Consider the following 18,480-nt stretch of genomic DNA (forward strand, 5'->3'; position numbering starts at 1 on the left):
GCGAGAGAACTTCATGTCGGCCGAGGTCGTCGAGACCAAGATCCGCGAGGCCGAGGTCGCAGGCCGCCTGGGCAAGTGGCTGTCCGACCAGACCCACGCCGAACGCGTCGCGGCCGAGGCGTCGACCGTGCTGCGGGTGGTGGTGGAGATGCTGCGTGACGAGGACATCCAGCAGGTTCTCGACAAGATGATCGTCAAGCGCATCGCCCAACCGCAGTGGGGTCCACCCGTGGGCCGGGTGCTGTCGAGCCTGCTGGAGGAGCACCGCCAGGAAGCGCTGCTGCAGCTGCTGGCCGATCGGGCGTTCGAGTGGTCGCTCAACGCCGACGAGATCATCGAGCGCGTGATCGAGCGGGATTCTCCAACGTGGACGCCACGGTGGGTCGACAGCCTCGTCGGCGACCGCATTCACCGCGAGTTGATGGACTTCACCGACAAGGTGCGCCGCAACCCGGACCACGAGTTGCGCAAGTCGGCGACGAAGTTCCTGTTCGAGTTCGCCGACGATCTGCAGAACGACGAGGCGACGATCGCCCGCGCAGAGAAGGTCAAAGACCAGATCATGGCGCGCGACGAGGTGACGAAGGCCGCGGAAACGGCATGGACCACCGCCAAGCGCATCTTTCTCGAGTCGGTCGATGACCCCACCTCGACGCTGCGCACCAGGATCGCCGATTCGATCGTGCACATCGGTGAGTCGCTGCGCGACGACGCGAATCTGCGCGACAAGGTCGACAACTGGATCGTCCGGGCCGCTCAACACCTGGTGACGCAATATGGGACGGAGATCACAGCGATCATCACCGAGACCATCCAGCGGTGGGACGCAGCGGAAGCCAGCCAGCGCATCGAGTTGCACGTGGGCCGTGACCTGCAGTTCATCCGAATCAACGGCACCGTCGTGGGTTCGCTCGCGGGCCTGATCATCTACTCAGTGGCGCAACTTCTGTTCTGAGACGGCGCTAGCGCTAACAAGCGCTTGCAATAGTTAGCGCCCCGTCCTACGGTTTGTTTCGAAGCAATTCGGATACCCGGCGCAGAGGGGGATGACCATGCCGCAGGACGAAAATCTTGCCGCTGTCGTGTCCACCGCTGCCCAGGACATCGGAAGCTTCATCCGTAGCCAGCGCGAAGCTGCGCAGGTTTCGGTGCGGCAGTTGGCAGAGAAGGCCGGCGTCAGCAATCCCTACCTCAGCCAGATCGAGCGGGGTTTGCGGAAGCCGTCCGCGGAAGTGCTCAACCAGATCGCCAAGGCGCTTCGGGTTTCCGCGGACGTGCTCTACGTCAGGGCGGGACTTCTCGAGCCAAGCGAGCCGAGCGGCGTTCGCGACGCGATCGTCATGGACACCGCAATCACCGAGCGGCAGAAGCAGGTGCTGCTCGACATCTACACCTCGTTCCGAGAGCAGAACGAAGCCATGGATGAGGAGCCAGCCACTGACTGACATCCGATCATCTGCTGATTAGCCAAACCGAAGTCGAAGTTCGAAAGGAATGAAGAACATGGCCGAGAAGAACCAGCCCACCGTTGAAGACCTGAAGGCTCCGCTGCTCGCCGCCGTCGGCGCCGCGGACCTCGCGCTCGCCACCGTGAACGAGATCGTGGCCAGCCTCCGTGAGCGCGCCGAAGAGGCCCGCACCGACGCGAGCACTCGCGTCGAGGAGCGTCGCGCCCGGTTCACCAAGCTGCAGGAAGACCTGCCCACGCAGGTCACCGAGCTGCGCGAGAAGCTGAGCTCCGACGAGCTCCGCAAGGCCGCCGAAGGCTACGCCGAGGCCGCCACCGCTCAGTACAACAAGCTCGTTGAGCGTGGCGAAGAGGCGCTTACCCGCCTCCGCAGCCAGCCGGCGATCGAAGGTGCCGCCAACCGCGTTGAGAGCGTCACCGACCAGGCCGTCGAGCTGACCCAGGATGCCCTCGGCACTGTCGCCACGCAGACCCGCGCCGTCGGCGAGCGTGCCGCCAAGCTGGTCGGTGTCGAGCTGCCGAAGAAGGCCGACAAGGCTGCCGCCCCCGTGAAGAAGGCTGCTGCCAAGGCTCCCGCCAAGAAGGCCCCGGCCAAGAAGGCTCCGGCCAAGAAGGCGCCCGCCAAGAAGGTCACCCAGAAGTAGCGAAACCGAGGAGACCCACCGGGCTCGGAGGGATCAAGTCGACTGAGGGGACGTAACCCGCATAGGCTTGGAGCGTGATGCTTCAAGACCTTGCGAGTTACGTCCTCTTCGCCATTCAGGTGGGCGTTTTGCTGGTGGGGTTGTACGCGTTCATCCACGCTGCGCTCCAGCGCACCGACGCCTATCCCGCGGCAGAGAAGCTCAGCAAGCCGATCTGGCTGGCCATCCTCGGCGGTACCAGCCTGGTGGGCGTATTCCTCCCCCCGCCGGTGGGCTCGGCCATCGCGGCCTGCGCGATCGGCATCTACCTCGTCGACGTGCGACCCAAAATCCTTGAAGTCCAGGGAAAGTCGCGATAGCGCGATGCGCAAGAGACTGGCCGCCATGACGGCCACCCTGCTGGTGGCGGGTTCGGCCGCGGCTGCCGTCCTCGCTCCGGTGGCCGCCGCCGATCCGATCACCAGCCCGCCCTTCGTCGACCACACGGAGTGGTCGCACTGGGGCGACCTGTCCAGTCTTCGCGTCTATCCGACCGCGGCCGGTCGGCAGGCCGCGGGCCAGCTGAACAACGCCGTCCAGGGTGACGAGGCGTGGACCGAGGTTCTGTCGCTGGCGCCTGACGCCGACCTCCCCGGCATGCGCGACCAGTTCATGTGCCATTGGAGCTTCGCCGAGATCGCGCAGCCCGGCAAGACCAGCTGGAATCTCGAGCCATGGCGGCCGGTGGTCGATGACGCCACGATGGTCGACACGCGTTGCAATCCCGGTGGTACGGAGGAGCCGTTCTGATGATGCATTGGACGCGCGAGCTCGTCGCCCCGATGGTCGACCACACCCTTCTCAAACCGGAGGCCACGGACGTCGACGTGGCATTCCTCGTCGAGGAGGCAACCGACCTCGGCGCCTATGCGGTGTGCGTCTCGCCGTCGATGGTCGAGGCGGCCGTGCGAGCCGGATCGATCGGCATGACCATCGCGACCGTCGTGGGATTCCCTTCTGGCAAGCACGTTTCGAAGATCAAGGCGATCGAGGCCACGCTGGCCGTGGCGGCAGGCGCCGACGAGGTCGACATGGTGATCGACGTCGGCGCGGCCATCCGCGGCGACTTCGAGGCGGTGCGCGCTGACATCGAAGCCGTTCGGGCGGCAGTGCCCGACTCGGTGCTGAAGGTCATCCTGGAGTCGGCGGCGCTGCTGGAGTTCGCCGGCGAGGAGACGCTGATCGCCGCGTGCCGTGCCGCGGCCGAGGCGGACGCCGAGTTCGTCAAGACCTCGACCGGTTTTCATCCCGCGGGCGGAGCCTCGGTCCGCGCCGTCGAGATCATGGTCGCCACCGTCGGCCCGACCGTCGAGGTCAAGGCCAGCGGCGGCATCCGCACCGCTGCCGACGCCACCGCGATGCTGAACGCCGGCGCGACCAGGTTGGGGCTGTCCGGGACGCGCGCGGTGCTCGACGGGTTGGACGCGCTCTAGAGCCCGGTGTTGCAGGGCTCTTCGTTGCCGCCGGGAATCGTCGCGTTGCGTGCCGAGAGCTTGGTGACGACACCCGTGTCGGTGACCTGCACGCTGTTCGTCTGCAGGGCCAGGGGAGAGTTCGTCGTCAGCTGCGAGCTAACCGCGTCTAGCGCCGGTTGCACGGCCTCACGGGGCAGCGTGAAACCCAAGCCGGTCAGTTTTTGGACCTGAAGTGAGAGTTGGTTGGCGACGAGCTCCGGCTTGGCGACGATGCTGCCGAGCGGACCCTCGATGTCGACCGTGCCGTCCGCGGCATTCGTGGATACGCCGGTGACGAGGCCGCCGAGCAGGGGGATGGCGTTCTGGAGGGTTTGCTTCATCCCGTCGTTCGACCAGGTGGCCGTGACGTCGATCGACCCGAGGGTGCCCTGCGCACTGGGGTCGCTTGCCGGCCGAGCGTCGTTGATCTGGATGTCGACCTTCATGCCCTTCATGTCGCGGATCTGATTTCCGGCGGACGTGATCGTGATGTTCTGGTAGTCCTTCGTCACGTGCTGCCACAGAAATGGCGGGAAGGCTCCGAAGGAGACGGTGACGTCGTCCTGTAGGACGCACTTCAAGGTGGCCTCCACGATGGTGGCCCCGCGGTGGCGGGCATAGATCTCGCCGCCGATCAGGCCTGCCGCGCCGAGGGCGAGCACGATGACGAAGACAAGCACGATCGACAACGGATCGCGGATGAGGCGCCTGAGCCTGCCCCCCGAGGACTCTGAAGGCCCGAAGTGCTCCGTCGGTTCTTCCGACGGCCCGGTCGGTGGATAACCCTGAGGTGGATACCCCTGCGGTGGCGGTCCCTGCGGCGGCGGTCCGGCGTACTGGGGCCCGGCCGGGTTCCCCGGCTGGGGCTGATACGGCTGAGACGGCGGTTGGGCTTGGCGGGCCCAGGGATCGGAGGGATCAGTCACCCCCGCGATTGTGCCTTATCCGACTGAACGAACTGGGCGCGATTGCGAAGCACGGCGATGCTGTCGCGGGCCTTCGCGACGGGATCCAGGTCCACGTCGACCAGCAGAAGCTGCTTGTCGGCACCCGCGGCGGCCAGCACGTCACCGGTGGGAGAGCAGACCAGGCTGCCGCCGACACCGGTCGGTCCGACGGCGGCGACCCGGTCGCCCGGGTAGGCCTGGTCCACGGCGGCGACGACGCTGGTGGCGTCCAGCGCCCTGGCCCGCGCCAGCAACGTCCACTGCTCGAGCTTGCTTGGGCCCGACCCCCACGACGCGTGAACGGTGATGAGCTGGGCGCCGCGCTGTGCGAGTTCGACGAAGAGTTCGGGGAAGCGGATGTCGTAGCAGGTGGTCAGCCCGACGGCGACCCCGTCAACCGTGATCATCACGGGATCGAAACCCGGTGCGACGGTGCGTGATTCGGTGAAGCCGAACGCGTCGTAGAGATGGATCTTGTGATAGTGCTCGTCGATGCCGCGACCAGTGGCCACCAGCGTGTTGGTGACCCGACCGTCGGCACTCGGGCAGAACATGCCTGCCACGACCACGATGCCGGACTCCTCGGCGATCGCCCGCACACCCGACGCCCACGGGCCGTCGAGCGGCTCGGCGACGGACGCCAACGGCACCCCGAAGCGACACATGGTGGCCTCGGGGAACAGCACCATGCTGGCGCCCGCGTCTGTGGCGCGCCGGGTGCACTCCGCGACGAGCTCGAGGTTGTCCGACGGATCGGTGCTGCTCTGGATCTGCGCCAAGGCAATCCGCATGGCGACAGCCTAGTGCGGGGTGAACTCAGTGAGGGGCGACCGCCGACCACGGCACGGAGAGGACGCCATCGCGCAGGCGACGTCGTGGCGGCTCGACGGGATGGCCATCAGCGGCCAGCGACTCGAGCATCGCTCGCCAGCGCACCCGCGGTCCGAATACGCCGTGCCCCGCCGCGGCGGCCCACGCGCGGTCGGCCGCGGTCAGCAGGCGGTGGATGGGTTGACCGGGAACGTTGTGGTGAATCAGCGCCTTCGGCAGCCGCTCGGCGAGATCCGATGGCTTGTCGATCGCGAACGGATCGCACGCCAGGGTCAAGCTCACCGGGCCCGTGTCGTCGAGAAGTACCCAGCAGCAGCGTCTGCCAAGCTCGTCGCAGGTGCCGTCGACGATCAGCCCGCCGGGCGCCAGCCGCGTCCTCATCTGCGCCCACGCATCGGCCACGTCGTCGACGTGGTACTGGCGCAGCACGTTGAACGCGCGCACCAGAACTGGTTGCAGCCCAGCCAATTCGAAGCCGCCGAGCCCAAATTGGACACCCTGCTGAGACGGCGCGATCCGTTCGGGATGAATCTCGAGGCCGACCACCCGTACGTCGGGCCGGACGGCACGCAGTCGAGCCGCCAGCTCCAGCGTCGTCACGGGAAGCGCGCCGTACCCCAGGTCGACGACCAGCGGCTCGGTGGCCGAGAGCAGGGCCGCGCGCACCCGCGGCGCGTGCACCAGCCAGCGGTCGCTGCGGCGTAAGCGGTTGTAACCGGTCGTGCCGCGGGTCAGCTGCCCAAGGGGGGCCACGAGCAGCGAGTTTACCGGCGAATCAGCCGTGGTCCCTGATCCACGCCGTGGTGAAGTGCTGTTCGGCCGTCAGAAGATCCACCAACTGGCGTCCGATGAAGTTCTCCACCTTGCCGCCGACGAGCGGGATGCGGACCTCGACGGTGGCCCTGAACTCCAGCCGGGAGCCGGCGCCTGCGGCAGAGAGCACCGCGGTTCCGGACAGCGTGGCCGGGGCGCCGGGAATCGAACCCTTCACGACGGCGGTCGCCTGACCGTCGGTCACCGGGGTCCACGTCTCCTCGCGCACGAAGCTCAGGTCGCCGTGGTGGAACTGCGCCACGATGGCGGGAAGTCTCCCGGCATGCAGCGTTTGGGTGGTGATGACGTCGATGCCGCCGTCGGCGCTAGTGGTCATCGAATCCAGGGTGGTCTTGTCGGCGCCCGACTGGTCCAGTCGCTCGAGCCAGTACTGCTCGTCGCCGAAGGTCCGGTGGATTTGCTCGACGGTGCCGTCGTACTCGGCTGCCATGTCGAAGGAACGCGGCATAGCCGTTCACGCTACCGTTACCGCCCGTGGTCAGTTCGGATATCGGAGGCGTTGCGGTAGAGGCGTCCGTGCCGCTCGCTCCGCTGACCACGTTGCGGCTCGGGCCCGTCGCCAGCAGGCTGATCACGTGTGACACCACCGACAAGGTCGTCGACGTGCTCCGCGCGCTGCCGGCGGAAGACCCGGCAGAGCGCACCCTGATCCTGGCCGGAGGATCGAACGTGGTCATCTCCGACGAACTGGCCGAGCTGACCGTCGTGCGCCTTGCCAACACCGAGATCACCGTCTACGACGACGTGGTCCGCGCCGAGGCGGGCGCCTCTTGGGACGACGTGGTCGTCACGTCGCTGGCACACGGTCTCGGGGGGCTGGAGTGCCTTTCGGGGATTCCCGGCTCGGCGGGGGCGACGCCGGTGCAGAACGTCGGCGCGTACGGCGTCGAGGTGGCCGACGTGATCAGCCGGGTCCGCCTGCTGGATCGGCGTAGCGGTGACGTGCGTTGGGTGGCGCCGGATGCAATGCGCTTCGGCTACCGCACCAGCGTCTTGAGGAACTCGTCGGACGCCGTGGTGCTCGAGGTCGAGTTCGCGCTGGATGCCGAGGACCGCAGCGCGCCGCTGCGGTACGGCGAGCTGGCGACGGCTCTTGGTGTCGAATCCGGTTCGCGCGCAGAGCCGACGCGGGTGCGCGAGCAGGTGTTGGCGCTCCGGGCCCGGAAGGGCATGGTGCTCGACGAGGGCGACCACGACACCTGGAGCGTCGGCTCGTTCTTCACCAACCCGGTGGTCTCGCGATCCGACTTCGGGCGCCTGAGCGCGGAGGTCGACGGCCCCGTGCCGAACTACCCCGCACCGAACGGGGTCAAGCTGGCGGCCGGGTGGCTGGTGGAGCGGGCCGGCTTCGGCAAGGGTTACCCCGGCGAGGCGGCTTCCGCCCGGTTGTCGACGAAGCATGCGCTTGCTGTGACCAACCGGGGCTCGGCCACCACCGCAGACCTGTTGTCGCTGGCCAGGACGGTTCGTGATGGCGTTCGGAGCACTTTCGGGATAGAGCTCACACCCGAACCGATTCTGGTTGGGTGCGCTCTCTAGGTACCGTATCTCTACGTGACCATCAATCGGCGCCAAGCGCTGACCGCAATCGCCGTGGGCGCCTCCGGCGTGCTCGCGGCGTGTAGCGGTAGGTCGACGATCACCCAACCGGATGCCACCCAGGCGCCTGCCAAGGCCGAGCTCGCGTTCAAACCGGCCAAGGACGCCTCCGACGTCGCCCCCACCGACCCGGTCGGCGTTGAGGTGACCAACGGCTGGTTGCAGCGCGTCACGCTGACCAATGCCGACGGCACCGCCGTCACGGGCACGATGAATCCCGACCGCACGGCGTTCAGGGTCACCGAGCCACTGGGCTACGGCGTCGAGTACACCTGGGGCGGTTCGGCGGTCGGTCGCGACGGCAAGGCGATCGCACTGGCAGGCAGTTTCACGACCGTCTCGCCGCAGACCCAGGTGAACGGGCAGTTCCAGCTCGCCGACGGCCAGGTGGTCGGTGTCGCGGCGCCCATCATCATGCAGTTCGACGCGTCCATCGGCGACGACGCGAAGCCGGCCGTCGAGCGGGCCCTCGTCGTGACGACCACCCCGCCCGTCGAGGGCGCCTGGGCTTGGCTACCCGACGAGGTCGGCGGCTCGCGGGTGCACTGGCGGACCCGCGACTACTACCCGCCAGGCACCAAGGTGCACGTCGCGGCCAACCTCTACGGCATCCCGTTCGGCGAGGGCGCGTTCGGCGCCCAGGACGTGACGCTCGACTTCGAGATCGGTCGACGCCAGGTCGTCAAGGCCGAGGCGTCCTCACATCAGATCGAGGTCATCACCGACGAGGGCGTGATCATGACCCTGCCTTGCAGCTACGGCGAGGCGGACCTGCCGCGCAACGTGACCCGCAGCGGCATCCACGTCGTGACCGAGAAGTACGAAGACTTCTACATGTCGAACCCGGCCGCCGGCTACTCGAACGCGCACGAGCGCTACGCCGTGCGGATCTCCAACAACGGCGAGTTCATCCACGCCAACCCGAGCACCACCGGTGTGCAGGGCAGCAGCAACGTCACCAACGGCTGCATCAATCTCTCGACGGAGAGCGCGCAGCAGTACTTCAACACCGCGGTCTACGGAGACCCGGTCGAGGTGACCGGCACGTCGATCGACCTCTCCTACGCCGACGGCGACATCTGGGACTGGGCCGTGAGCTGGGACGAGTGGAAGTCTATGTCTGCGCTCAACGCCGATACCCCGCCCTTGAACATCCCGAGCAGTGCCCCCGCGACGCCCACTGACGCGCCGACACTCTCCGGCACGCCGACGACGACGCCGCCGAGTCAGGTGACGGTCACTCCGGGCGGGTGAACTTCCTCGTCGCCGTGGCCTGATCGCGCGGCCGGATGATGATCTGGTCCAGGTTGACGTGCGATGGTCGTGACGCCGCGAAGCCGATCACCTCGGCCACGTCCGCGGCAGTCAGCGGAGTCATCCCGCGATACACCGCATCGGCGCGGGCCTGGTCCCCTCCGAAGCGGACGACGGAGAACTCGGTCTCCACCATTCCCGGCGCGATCTCGGTGAGCCGCACCGGCTTTCCCAACAGCTCGCCACGAAGCGTCTGGTGCAGTGCCGCCTGTGCGTGCTTGGCGGCGGTGTAGCCGGCGCCGCCGTCGTAGATCTCGAACGCCGCGATCGACGTCACCGTGACGATCAGCCCGTCACCGGAGGCGATCAGTTTCGGCAGCAGGGCCCTGGTCACGCGCAGGGTGCCCAGCACGTTGGTCTCGAACATCCAGCGCCATTCGTCGAGGTCGGCGTCGGCCACCGATTGCACACCCTTGGCCCCGCCTGCGTTGTTGACCAGCACGTCGACGCGCTGCAAACCGGCCGCCAAGGCGTCGACCGCCGCATCGTCAGTGACGTCCGCCACAATCGCGGTGCCGCCGATCTCGTCGGCGAGTGCCTTGACACGGTCCTCGCGGCGGGCCACGCACACCACGTGAAAGCCAAGTCCGGCAAGGGTTTTCGCCGTGGCTTCACCGATGCCGGAACTGGCGCCGGTGACGACCGCGACGGCGTTCGAAGTTTCGAGTGACGTCATTCCCCCAACTTTAGTTGCCGTGCTAAGTTCTCAACGTGTCCCCAAGTCAGGCTTCCCGCATCGCCGCTCGGCGTGCGTGTTGTTGTTGTCGCGCTCGTCGCCGCGCCTGACTGAACCCGGACCCTTCCGTCCCGCTGAGTCGCCAGGTGTGGCCCCCACCCACCAGCCGACTTCAACGAAGGACCCCCATGAGCACTCCCACCGTCATTCGCCCGACGACCTCCGCGATCTCCACCGCCCACGCCAAGCGTGCGCTGCTCGCTCGGCACCACATCGTGGCCCCGTCGCTGCGCGTTGCCGAGGCGGCCTCGGCCTCGGTGTTCGGAGCGGCCCGGCTGCGGGGCCCCATTGCCCGTGACGTCATCGCCAGGAGCACCGGGCTCAGCATCGCCACGGTGAATCGCCAGGTCACCGCCCTGCTCGATGCCGGGGTGCTGCGCGAACGCGCCGATCTGGCCGTCTCCGGCGCCATCGGACGCCCTCGAGTGCCGGTCGAGGTCAACCACGAGCCGTTCCTCACGCTCGGCATCCACATCGGGGCCCGCACCACCAGCATCGTGGCCACCGATCTGTTCGGTCGCACGCTGGACGTCGTCGAGACGCCGACGCCGCATGGTGCGCAGAACTCGGCACTCGCCGCCCTCGCGGGCAGTGCGAGCCGCTACCTGAGTCGCTGGCACCGTCGCAGGCCGCTGTGGGTGGGGGTGACCGCGGGCGGGGTCGTCGACAGTGCCACTGGGCATCTCGACCATGCGCGACTCGGCTGGACGGACGCCCCGGTCGGCCCCGTTCTTGCCGAGACGCTCGGGCTGCCGGTGTCGTTGGCGTCGCACGTCGATGCGATGGCCGGGGCCGAACTGCTTCTTGGCGCGCGCCGGCTCAGTGCTCCGACCGCCACCAGCCTCTACGTGTACGCCCGCGAGACCGTCGGCTACGCACTCTCGATCGGCGGCCGGGTGCATTCGCCGACCAGCGGCCCCGGCACCATCGCGGCCCTGCCTGCCCAGTCCGAATTGCTCGGTGGCACTGGACAATTGGAGTCGACGGTGAGCGACGAGGCGGTAGTGACCGCGGCGCGCAGGCTGCGGATCGTCCCCGCGGACGGTCCGTCGTCGAGCATCGCGTCGGTGCTGCGCTTGGCGCGCCAGGGCAACCAGCCCGCCATCGAACTGCTCGGCGAACGTGCCAGGGTGCTCGGCGAAGCCGTGGCCTTGCTGCGCGACATGCTCAATCCCGACGACCTGGTCGTCGGCGGTCAGGCGTTCACCGAGTATCCGGAGGGCATGGCCGAGGTCGAGGCGGCCTATCGGCAGCGGTCGGTGCTCACACCGCGCGACATCCGGCTGACCTCGTTCGGCAACCGCGTCCAGGAAGCGGGCGCCGGGGTCGTGTCACTCGGCGGCCTGTACGCCGACCCCATCGCCGCGATGCGTCGCGCGGTGCGGGACAAGACCGCCTGACGCGGTCCGAGCAGGGCAAGGGGAGCAGCGGTCGCGCCCGGTGTAAGTATTGGGTGTGCGCGTAGCCGTTTTGTCGGTCCATACCTCCCCGTTGGCCCAGCCCGGGACTGGCGACGCCGGCGGCATGAACGTCTACGTCCTGCAGAGTGCGCTGGAATTGGCTCGACGCGGCGTCGAGGTGGAGATCTTCACCAGGGCGACGACGTCGTCGGACGCCCCGCTGGTACGGGTTGCGCCGGGCGTGCTGGTCCGCAACGTCGTCGCTGGGCCATTCGAAGGCCTCGACAAGAACGACCTGCCGACGCAGCTGTGCGCCTTCACCGCGGGCGTTCTGCGCGCGGAGGCCACCCACGAACCCGGCTATTACGACATCGTGCACTCTCACTACTGGTTGTCGGGGCAGGTCGGTTGGCTGGCGCGCGATCGGTGGGCCGTGCCGCTGGTACACACCGCCCACACCCTGGCCGCGGTGAAGAACGCCTCCCTTGCCATCGGCGACCAGCCAGAGCCGCCCCTGCGGGCCGTCGGTGAGCAGCAGGTGGTCGACGAGGCCGACCGGCTGATCGTGAACACCGAATACGAAGCGCAACAACTGGTTTCGCTGCATCACGCCGATCCGGATCGCATCGACGTCGCACACCCGGGGGTGGACCTCTCGACGTTCAGCCCCGGTGATCGGCGGCAGGCCCGGCGGGCCCTGGGGTTGGCCGCCGACGAGAAGGTGATCGCATTCGTCGGCCGCATTCAGCCGCTGAAGGCGCCCGACGTCCTGTTGCGCGCGGCCGCCAAATTGCCTGACGTGCGCGTCCTCGTCGCGGGCGGCCCCTCTGGCAGCGGGCTCACCAACCCCGACGGGTTGGTTCGGCTGGCCGACGAGCTGGGTATCACCCACCGTGTGACGTTCCTACCTCCCCAGACCCGCGACGAGCTCGTCGGGCTGTACCGCGCCGCCGACATCGTGGCGGTGCCCAGCTACGCCGAATCCTTTGGACTCGTCGCCGTCGAGGCGCAGGCCTGCGGTACGCCGGTCGTCGCGGCTGCGGTCGGCGGCCTTCCCGTCGCGGTGCGCGACGGGGTCAGCGGTGTGCTGGTCCAGGGCCACGACATCGACGACTGGGCGGCGGCCCTCGGCGGGGTGTTCGACCGCGGACCGCAGACCATGCGTGCGGCCGCCGTCGAGCACGCCGCCAACTTCTCCTGGTCGCACACCGTGGATGCGTTGCAGGCGAGTTACGGGCGGGCGATCACCGACTACCAGGCCCGACACCAGCGCACCGAGGTCCCGACCCGGCGCAATGGGCGTCGTTTCTCGATCCGGCGGGGCATCCGGGCATGAGCGCACTCGAGGTCATCGAGACCACGCTCAAGGAGGCCGAGCTCGACTACGCCTTCCACGAAGGCCCGGACGGCACCCCAACGGGCGTGGTGGTGGCGGTGCCCGGCGAGCGGCGGCTGATCACCAACACGATCCTGACGGTCGGCACCCACTCGGTGCGCATCGAGGCGTTCATCTGCCGCAAGCCCGACGAGGACTTCGAGAAGGTCTACCGCTACCTGCTGCGGCGCAACCGCAGGCTGTTCGGGGTGGCGTACACCCTCGACAACCTCGGCGACATCTACCTGGTGGGCAAGATCGCCCTCTCGTCGGTGACGTCCGAGGTGATCGATGGCATCCTCGGCCAGGTGCTCCAGGCCGTCGAAGCCGACTTCAACATGCTCTTGGAGCTGGGTTTTCACTCGTCTATCCAGAAGGAGTGGGACTGGCGGGTCAAGCGGGGCGAGTCGTTGAAGAACCTCAAGGCCTTCGAGCACCTCATCGACGACGATAAGGACGACTGACCGGCGAACGCCGAGTGTGGGCCTGGTGCACGGATAACCCGTCGAAACCGTGCACGGGCCCCACGGTCGCGGGAGCCGCGCGAAGAATCGTCCCGGGATAGCATCGACGCCATGGCGACCTTGGTGCTGCTCCGTCACGGCGAGAGCGAGTGGAACGCGCTGAACCTGTTCACCGGCTGGGTGGACGTCGACCTCACCGACAAGGGTCGGGCCGAGGCGGTCAGGGGCGGCGAGTTGATGAAGGCCGAGGGCGTCCTGCCCGACGTGCTCTACACCTCGCTGTTGCGGCGGGCCATCAACACCGCCAACCTCGCCCTCGACGCCGCCGACCGGCACTGGATTCCGGTGATCAGGGACTGGCGGCTCAACGAACGGCACTACGGCGCGCTGCAAGGCCTCGACAAGGCCGAGACCAAGGCCAAGTACGGCGAAGAGCAGTTCATGGCCTGGCGTCGCAGCTATGACACGCCGCCGCCGCCCATCGAGGAGGGCAGTGAGTTCAGCCAGGACGCCGACCCGCGCTACGCAGGCATCGACGGCGGCCCGTTGACGGAATGCCTGGCCGACGTCGTGAAGCGGTTCGTGCCGTACTTCGGCGAGGCGATCGTGCCCGACCTCGAGGCAGGCAAGACCGTGTTGGTCGCCGCGCACGGCAACTCGCTGCGCGCCCTGGTCAAGTACCTGGATGGAATGTCCGACGAAGACGTCGTCGGCCTGAACATCCCCACCGGCATCCCGCTGATCTACGAGCTCGACGAGGCGCTGAAGCCGACTGTCGCGGGCGGTAGGTATCTGGATCCGGACGCCGCCGCGGCGGGTGCCGCTGCCGTCGCCGCCCAGGGCGCCAGGTAGCCAGCCGGGGAACCGGCGAGGCAAACAATGGGTGAACTCGGGTGAACGGCGCCCGAACTCCTGTGTTTGCTGCTGTGACTTGTCCTGATTTGGTCGCACTCTGCTGGGATGGCGTTCACCGAGTGCGTACGATTTTCGCGTGAGTGTGGTAGCGGCGCTGCTGTGGGTGGCACTCGTTTCCCTCCTGGCGGGCGCACTCGGCGTCGCGCTCGGACTGTCGCTGGCCCCGCGGATCGCCGCGCGCAAGCAGCGGAGGTCCGTTGACCAGGACGGCATCACCGTGTCGCAGATGCTGCAACGGATCGTCTCGCTGTCGCCGGTGGGCACCGTCGTCGTCGACACCTACCGCGACGTCGTCTTCATGAACGACAAGGCACGCGAACTGGGCCTGGTCCGCGACCGCCTGCTCGACGACAGGGCCTGGTCCGCCGCGCAGCGCACCCTGGCCACCGGTCACGACGTCGACTTCGACCTCGCCCCCGTGCGGCGCACCAACCCCGGCCGGTCGGGGCTCTCCGTCGGTGGTCACGTGCGGCTCCTCAGCGAGGACGATCGCCGCTTCGCGGTGGTCTTCGTCGACGATCAATCCGAGTACGCCCGGATGGAGGCCACCCGCAGGGACTTCGTGGCCAACGTCAGCCACGAACTCAAGACGCCGGTCGGTGCGATGGGCGTACTGGCAGAGGCGCTGCAGGCCTCCACCGACGACCCTGCGACCGTCAGCCGGTTCGCCGAGATGATGATCACGGAGTCGAAGCGGCTCGCCAACATGGTCGGTGAGCTCATCGAACTGTCTCGATTGCAAGGCGCCGAGCCGCTTCCCGATCTGGATGCCGTCGACGTCGACTCCGTGGTCAGCGAGGCCCTGTCGCGGTACAAGGTGGCTGCCGACAACGCCGACATCGCCATCACGACCGATGCGCCGACCGGCTTCAGCGTGCGGGGCGACCAGGGGCTGCTGGTGACGGCCATTGCCAACCTGGTGTCCAATGCAATCGCTTACTCGCCCAAGGGTTCTCCGGTGTCCATCAGCCGGCGCCACCGCGGCGACAACATCGAGATCGCGGTCACCGATCGCGGCATCGGCATCGCCCGCGACGACCAGGAGCGGGTCTTCGAGAGATTCTTCCGCGTCGATACGGCGCGCTCCCGGGCCACTGGCGGCACGGGACTCGGATTGGCCATCGTCAAGCACGTCGCGGCCAATCACAACGGATCCATCCGGCTGTGGAGTCAGCCCGGAACCGGCTCGACGTTCACCCTGTCGATCCCGGCCCATCACGAACCCGACGATCAGTCGGATGAACGAGAGGACCAGTCGTGACGAGCGTATTGATCGTAGAAGACGAGGAGTCCCTGGCCGATCCACTGGCCTTCCTGCTCCGCAAGGAGGGCTTCGAGGCCACCGTCGTCACCGACGGGCCATCGGCGCTCGCCGAGTTCGAGCGTGCCGGCGCCGACATCGTGCTGCTGGACCTGATGCTTCCCGGCATGAGCGGGACCGACGTGTGCAAGCAACTGCGTTCCCGCTCGAGCGTGCCGGTGATCATGGTCACCGCCCGCGACAGCGAGATCGACAAGGTCGTCGGGCTCGAGCTCGGCGCCGACGACTACGTCACCAAGCCGTACTCGGCGCGTGAGCTGATCGCGCGCATCCGCGCCGTGCTGCGGCGCGGCATCGACACCGACGACTCGGGAATCGGCGACGGCGTGCTGGAGGCGGGTCCGGTTCGGATGGACGTCGAGCGACACGTCGTGTCGGTCAATGGTGAGGCGATCACGTTGCCGCTCAAGGAGTTCGACCTGCTCGAGTATCTGATGCGCAACAGCGGCCGGGTGCTCACCCGCGGACAGCTGATCGACCGGGTGTGGGGCGCCGACTACGTCGGCGACACCAAAACGCTCGACGTCCACGTCAAGCGGCTGCGCTCGAAGATCGAGGGCGATCCCGCCAGCCCCGTGCACCTGGTGACGGTGCGCGGTCTTGGCTACAAACTCGAGGGCTAGGTCCGCCGCCGCTACTGCGCGGCGCGCGTCGCGGGATGGATCGCTATCAGCCCTAACACGCTGCGGCGCTTGCACATTGCCGCGAGCTCCGCGTAGGCCTTCTCGCCGAGCAGCTCGGTGAGCTCGGGAGCGTAGGACTGCCACACCTGACGCGATCCGGTGTGTGCGGCCGGGTCGCCGGTGCAGTACCAGTGCTGATCGGCGCCGCCCTCGCCCCAGCCGCGACGGTCGTACTCGGTGATCGTGGTGCGCAGGATCTGGGTTCCGTCGGGCCGTTCCGCCCACTCCTGGCTGCGCCGCACCGGAAGCTGCCAGCAGATGTCGGGCTTCATGGTCAGGGGTTCCACGCCGAGCTTGAGCGCCTTCGAGTGCAATGCGCAGCCGATACCGCCGGCGAATCCGGGCCGGTTCAGAAAGATGCAGGCGCCCTTGTACTTTCGGGTCCGCAGATTTTCCTTGCCGTCGTACTCGTCCATCTCGAGATAGCCCTTGCGGCCGATGCCCTTGTCGCGGAACTGCCAGTCGTCGTCCGTGAGTTGTTTGACGGCGTCGTCGAGCTTGGCCACGTCGTCGTCGTCGGACATGAAGGCTCCGTGGCTGCAGCAGCCGTCGTCGGGGCGATTCTCGACGGTGCCCTGGCAGGCCGGAGTGCCGAATACACACGTCCACCGCGAACACAGCCACGTGATGTCCGCGACGATCAGATGCTCAGGATTGTCGGGGTCGTAGAACTCCACCCATTCACGGGCAAAGTCCAACTCAACCTCACCTCGGTGCGATGCGCTCACGGGATGCAACGGTAGACCCGATAACCTGGGTCTCGTGCGATTGGGCGTGCTCGACGTGGGCAGCAACACGGTTCATCTGCTCGTCGTCGACGCTCGGCGAGGTGGCCACCCGACTCCGATGAGTTCCACCAAGGCCGCGTTGCGCCTCGCAGAGGCCATCGATGGCTCGGGCAAGCTCACCAGAAAGGGTGCCGACAAACTCGTCGACACCATCGACGAATTCGCCAAGATCGCCGCGAGTTCGGGGTGTGCCGAGCTGATGGCGTTCGCCACGTCCGCGGTTCGCGACGCAACGAACTCCGAAGACGTGCTGGCGCGGGTGCTTTCGGAGACGGGGGTGGCGCTGAAGGTGCTCTCCGGTGTCGACGAGTCCCGGCTGACGTTTCTCGCCGTCCGTCGCTGGTATGGCTGGAGTCCTGGCCGCATCATCAACATCGACATCGGCGGCGGGTCCCTCGAGTTGTCCAGCGGGGTGGACGAGGAGCCGGAGGTCGCGCTGTCGCTGCCGCTCGGCGCTGGCAGATTGACCAGGGAGTGGCTTCAGGACGATCCGCCGGGACGTCGCCGGGTGGCGATGCTCAGGGACTGGCTGGCGACGGAGATGGCGGATGCGGGTGCCAAGGTGCTCGACGCGGGCGCCCCTGACCTGACCGTCGCGACGTCGAAGACGTTCAGGTCACTGGCACGACTCACCGGCGCAGCCCCTTCCGGCGCGGGACCGCGCGTGAAGAGGACACTGACAGCAGCAGGCCTACGCCAGCTCATAGCATTCATCTCTAGGATGACATCGGCGGACCGAGCGGAGTTGGAAGGGGTGAGCGCCGAGCGAGCGCCACAGATCGTGGCGGGCGCATTGGTAGCTGAAGCGAGTATGAAGGCCCTTGCGATCGATACCGTGGACATTTGTCCATGGGCGTTGCGAGAAGGGTTGATCTTGCGGAAGCTCGACAGCGAGGCCGACGGGACCGCTTTGGTCGGAACGTCGGCGAGCCTGGCCAGGGCCAGAGGCAAATAGACGATGACTGATTCAGACGACACCACTTCACATTCGCGACCCATCTCGGTGGCGGAGCTGCTGGCCAAGAACGGCACCATCGGTGCACCGCCGACTGGCGGCAGGCGTCGACGACGTCGCGGCAACAGTGATTCCGTGACCGTTGCCGAGCTCACCGGCGAGATACCGATCATCACGGATTCGGGTCGGATCCCGGCCCAGTCGGATCCCGAGCCGGTCGTGCCGGAATACGTCGAAGAGGTGGCGCAGGAGCCCCTCGACGAACACCCCGACGAACACCCCGAGGAACCGGTCGCCGAAGAGGTCGAACCCGAGCCCGACGTAGCGCCAGAGGCCGAGCCGGAGCCCGAACTCACCGAGGCAGAGCTGGACTACCAGGCCCACCTGGAGCAGCGCGACGTCGAACCGGATCCGATCGAGCTCGCTCCGCCCCCGCGCCGGTCGCAGACCGCGACGACCTCCAGTTTCGCCACCACGGGCGGTGGGGCCGAGCAGATGAGCCCCGACCCCGTCGTCGACGATGACGAGATCTTGGACCTCGGGCCGGACGTCGACTTCAACGAGGTTCTTGACAAGCACGCATCGGACGACGAGGGCACGGTGCGCCGGCAGGTGCCGTCGTATCTGCGGTCGAGTTCGGACACGCTGTTCGGCGGCCAGTCCGTCGCCGACGATCTGGCCAGACGCGGACGGCAGCCGGGACCCGAGGACAT

22 protein-coding genes are annotated in these 18,480 nt (G+C 67.6%); 16 read left to right on the forward strand and 6 right to left on the reverse strand.

From position 1 onward, the window contains the following. The 6 genes from QOD90_RS18785 to deoC all read left to right on the forward strand — a co-directional run. The coding region (locus QOD90_RS18785) for a DUF445 domain-containing protein (RefSeq protein ID WP_526352341.1) at positions 1-955 on the forward strand (955 nt) is incomplete at its 5' end. A 97-nt stretch (positions 956-1,052) separates the two neighbouring features. Beyond that, positions 1,053-1,445, forward strand: coding sequence for a helix-turn-helix domain-containing protein (locus QOD90_RS18790; RefSeq protein WP_526352342.1), 393 nt, complete (start codon positions 1,053-1,055; stop codon positions 1,443-1,445). Positions 1,446-1,503: 58 nt separating this feature from the next. Then, entirely contained in the window at positions 1,504-2,112 is a 609-nt protein-coding gene (locus QOD90_RS18795; protein ID WP_526352343.1) for a heparin-binding hemagglutinin, read from the forward strand. Positions 2,113-2,189: 77 nt separating this feature from the next. Continuing rightward, on the forward strand, positions 2,190-2,471 hold the full coding sequence (locus QOD90_RS18800; RefSeq protein ID WP_526352360.1) for a DUF2516 family protein: 282 nt from the start codon (positions 2,190-2,192) through the stop codon (positions 2,469-2,471). A 4-nt stretch (positions 2,472-2,475) separates the two neighbouring features. Beyond that, positions 2,476-2,901: a DUF2599 domain-containing protein gene (locus QOD90_RS18805; RefSeq protein ID WP_526352344.1), complete on the forward strand. Its 426-nt coding sequence runs from the start codon at positions 2,476-2,478 to the stop codon at positions 2,899-2,901. Then, positions 2,901-3,584 carry a deoxyribose-phosphate aldolase gene (gene deoC / locus QOD90_RS18810; RefSeq protein ID WP_526352345.1) on the forward strand — a complete coding sequence of 228 codons (684 nt, stop codon included), beginning with the start codon at positions 2,901-2,903 and terminating at the stop codon, positions 3,582-3,584. Before QOD90_RS18805 ends, deoC begins: the two co-directional genes overlap by 1 nt. Here the strand turns inward: deoC and QOD90_RS18815 are convergent. The 4 genes from QOD90_RS18815 to QOD90_RS18830 are packed head-to-tail and all read right to left on the reverse strand — an operon-like array spanning position 3,581 to position 6,665. After that, entirely contained in the window at positions 3,581-4,531 is a 951-nt protein-coding gene (locus QOD90_RS18815) for an LmeA family phospholipid-binding protein (protein ID WP_526352346.1), read from the reverse strand. The genes deoC and QOD90_RS18815 overlap by 4 nt on opposite strands. After that, a complete protein-coding gene (locus tag QOD90_RS18820) occupies positions 4,528-5,343 on the reverse strand; it encodes a carbon-nitrogen hydrolase family protein (protein ID WP_526352347.1) in 816 nt (271 codons plus the stop codon). The genes QOD90_RS18815 and QOD90_RS18820 overlap by 4 nt, the downstream gene beginning before the upstream one ends. Before the next feature lie 25 nt (positions 5,344-5,368). Then, positions 5,369-6,142, reverse strand: coding sequence for a class I SAM-dependent methyltransferase (locus tag QOD90_RS18825; RefSeq protein WP_526352361.1), 774 nt, complete (start codon positions 6,140-6,142; stop codon positions 5,369-5,371). Positions 6,143-6,158: 16 nt separating this feature from the next. After that, the gene (locus QOD90_RS18830; protein WP_526352348.1) at positions 6,159-6,665 is read right to left on the reverse strand and encodes a DUF2505 family protein; all 507 of its coding nucleotides are present in this window, start codon (positions 6,663-6,665) and stop codon (positions 6,159-6,161) included. Between the two features lie 26 nt (positions 6,666-6,691). On the opposite strand from QOD90_RS18830, the gene QOD90_RS18835 reads away from it, so the two are divergent. Then, a complete protein-coding gene (locus QOD90_RS18835) occupies positions 6,692-7,756 on the forward strand; it encodes a UDP-N-acetylmuramate dehydrogenase (RefSeq protein WP_526352349.1) in 1,065 nt (354 codons plus the stop codon). Positions 7,757-7,777: 21 nt separating this feature from the next. Then, positions 7,778-9,070 (forward strand): Ig-like domain-containing protein, encoded by a 1,293-nt coding sequence (locus QOD90_RS18840; protein ID WP_526352362.1) that lies wholly within the window; start codon positions 7,778-7,780, stop codon positions 9,068-9,070. On the opposite strand, the gene QOD90_RS18845 is transcribed toward QOD90_RS18840, so the two are convergent. Further along, on the reverse strand, positions 9,054-9,806 hold the full coding sequence (locus tag QOD90_RS18845; RefSeq protein ID WP_526352350.1) for an SDR family NAD(P)-dependent oxidoreductase: 753 nt from the start codon (positions 9,804-9,806) through the stop codon (positions 9,054-9,056). The two genes, QOD90_RS18840 and QOD90_RS18845, sit on opposite strands and share 17 nt — an antisense overlap. A gap of 188 nt (positions 9,807-9,994) precedes the next feature. Between QOD90_RS18845 and QOD90_RS18850 the strand changes: the two genes are divergently transcribed. From QOD90_RS18850 to regX, 6 genes are all read left to right on the forward strand, one after another. Next, on the forward strand, positions 9,995-11,266 hold the full coding sequence (locus tag QOD90_RS18850; protein ID WP_526352351.1) for an ROK family protein: 1,272 nt from the start codon (positions 9,995-9,997) through the stop codon (positions 11,264-11,266). A gap of 49 nt (positions 11,267-11,315) precedes the next feature. Further along, the gene (mshA, locus tag QOD90_RS18855) at positions 11,316-12,602 is read left to right on the forward strand and encodes a D-inositol-3-phosphate glycosyltransferase (protein WP_526352352.1); all 1,287 of its coding nucleotides are present in this window, start codon (positions 11,316-11,318) and stop codon (positions 12,600-12,602) included. Continuing rightward, positions 12,599-13,105, forward strand: coding sequence for a YbjN domain-containing protein (locus QOD90_RS18860; RefSeq protein ID WP_526352353.1), 507 nt, complete (start codon positions 12,599-12,601; stop codon positions 13,103-13,105). The genes mshA and QOD90_RS18860 overlap by 4 nt, the downstream gene beginning before the upstream one ends. Positions 13,106-13,216: 111 nt before the next feature. Next, complete coding sequence (locus QOD90_RS18865) at positions 13,217-13,957, forward strand: phosphoglyceromutase (protein ID WP_526352354.1); 741 nt, start codon at positions 13,217-13,219, stop codon at positions 13,955-13,957. 139 nt (positions 13,958-14,096) lie between these two features. Next, a complete protein-coding gene (locus QOD90_RS18870) occupies positions 14,097-15,281 on the forward strand; it encodes a sensor histidine kinase (protein ID WP_526352355.1) in 1,185 nt (394 codons plus the stop codon). After that, entirely contained in the window at positions 15,278-15,964 is a 687-nt protein-coding gene (regX, locus tag QOD90_RS18875) for a two-component sensory transduction protein RegX (RefSeq protein WP_526352356.1), read from the forward strand. The genes QOD90_RS18870 and regX overlap by 4 nt, the downstream gene beginning before the upstream one ends. A gap of 11 nt (positions 15,965-15,975) precedes the next feature. Here regX and QOD90_RS18880 read toward each other — a convergent pair whose 3' ends face one another. Next, positions 15,976-16,752 carry a DUF3109 family protein gene (locus QOD90_RS18880; protein WP_526352357.1) on the reverse strand — a complete coding sequence of 259 codons (777 nt, stop codon included), beginning with the start codon at positions 16,750-16,752 and terminating at the stop codon, positions 15,976-15,978. A 34-nt stretch (positions 16,753-16,786) separates the two neighbouring features. On the opposite strand from QOD90_RS18880, the gene QOD90_RS18885 reads away from it, so the two are divergent. Together QOD90_RS18885 and QOD90_RS18890 are read left to right on the forward strand one after the other, a co-directional pair. Continuing rightward, positions 16,787-17,767 carry a Ppx/GppA family phosphatase gene (locus QOD90_RS18885; protein ID WP_526352358.1) on the forward strand — a complete coding sequence of 327 codons (981 nt, stop codon included), beginning with the start codon at positions 16,787-16,789 and terminating at the stop codon, positions 17,765-17,767. A gap of 3 nt (positions 17,768-17,770) precedes the next feature. After that, positions 17,771-18,480 (forward strand): hypothetical protein (locus QOD90_RS18890; protein WP_526352359.1); only part of this gene is annotated, 710 nt, incomplete at its 3' end.

This window comes from Mycobacterium sp., assembly GCF_032161845.1.
Taxonomy (GTDB): Bacteria; Actinomycetota; Actinomycetes; order Mycobacteriales; family Mycobacteriaceae; genus Mycobacterium.

Bases quoted from the DNA above. Each gene is read 5' to 3' on its own strand.
- QOD90_RS18790 (WP_526352342.1), top strand. From the start codon at position 1,053: ATGCCGCAGGACGAAAATCTTGCCGCTGTCGTGTCCACCGCTGCCCAG.
- QOD90_RS18795 (WP_526352343.1), top strand. From the start codon at position 1,504: ATGGCCGAGAAGAACCAGCCCACCGTTGAAGACCTGAAGGCTCCGCTG.
- QOD90_RS18800 (WP_526352360.1), top strand. From the start codon at position 2,190: ATGCTTCAAGACCTTGCGAGTTACGTCCTCTTCGCCATTCAGGTGGGC.
- QOD90_RS18805 (WP_526352344.1), top strand. From the start codon at position 2,476: ATGCGCAAGAGACTGGCCGCCATGACGGCCACCCTGCTGGTGGCGGGT.
- deoC (WP_526352345.1), top strand. From the start codon at position 2,901: ATGATGCATTGGACGCGCGAGCTCGTCGCCCCGATGGTCGACCACACC.
- QOD90_RS18820 (WP_526352347.1), bottom strand. From the start codon at position 5,343: ATGCGGATTGCCTTGGCGCAGATCCAGAGCAGCACCGATCCGTCGGAC.
- QOD90_RS18830 (WP_526352348.1), bottom strand. From the start codon at position 6,665: ATGCCGCGTTCCTTCGACATGGCAGCCGAGTACGACGGCACCGTCGAG.
- QOD90_RS18845 (WP_526352350.1), bottom strand. From the start codon at position 9,806: ATGACGTCACTCGAAACTTCGAACGCCGTCGCGGTCGTCACCGGCGCC.
- QOD90_RS18850 (WP_526352351.1), top strand. From the start codon at position 9,995: ATGAGCACTCCCACCGTCATTCGCCCGACGACCTCCGCGATCTCCACC.
- QOD90_RS18860 (WP_526352353.1), top strand. From the start codon at position 12,599: ATGAGCGCACTCGAGGTCATCGAGACCACGCTCAAGGAGGCCGAGCTC.
- QOD90_RS18865 (WP_526352354.1), top strand. From the start codon at position 13,217: ATGGCGACCTTGGTGCTGCTCCGTCACGGCGAGAGCGAGTGGAACGCG.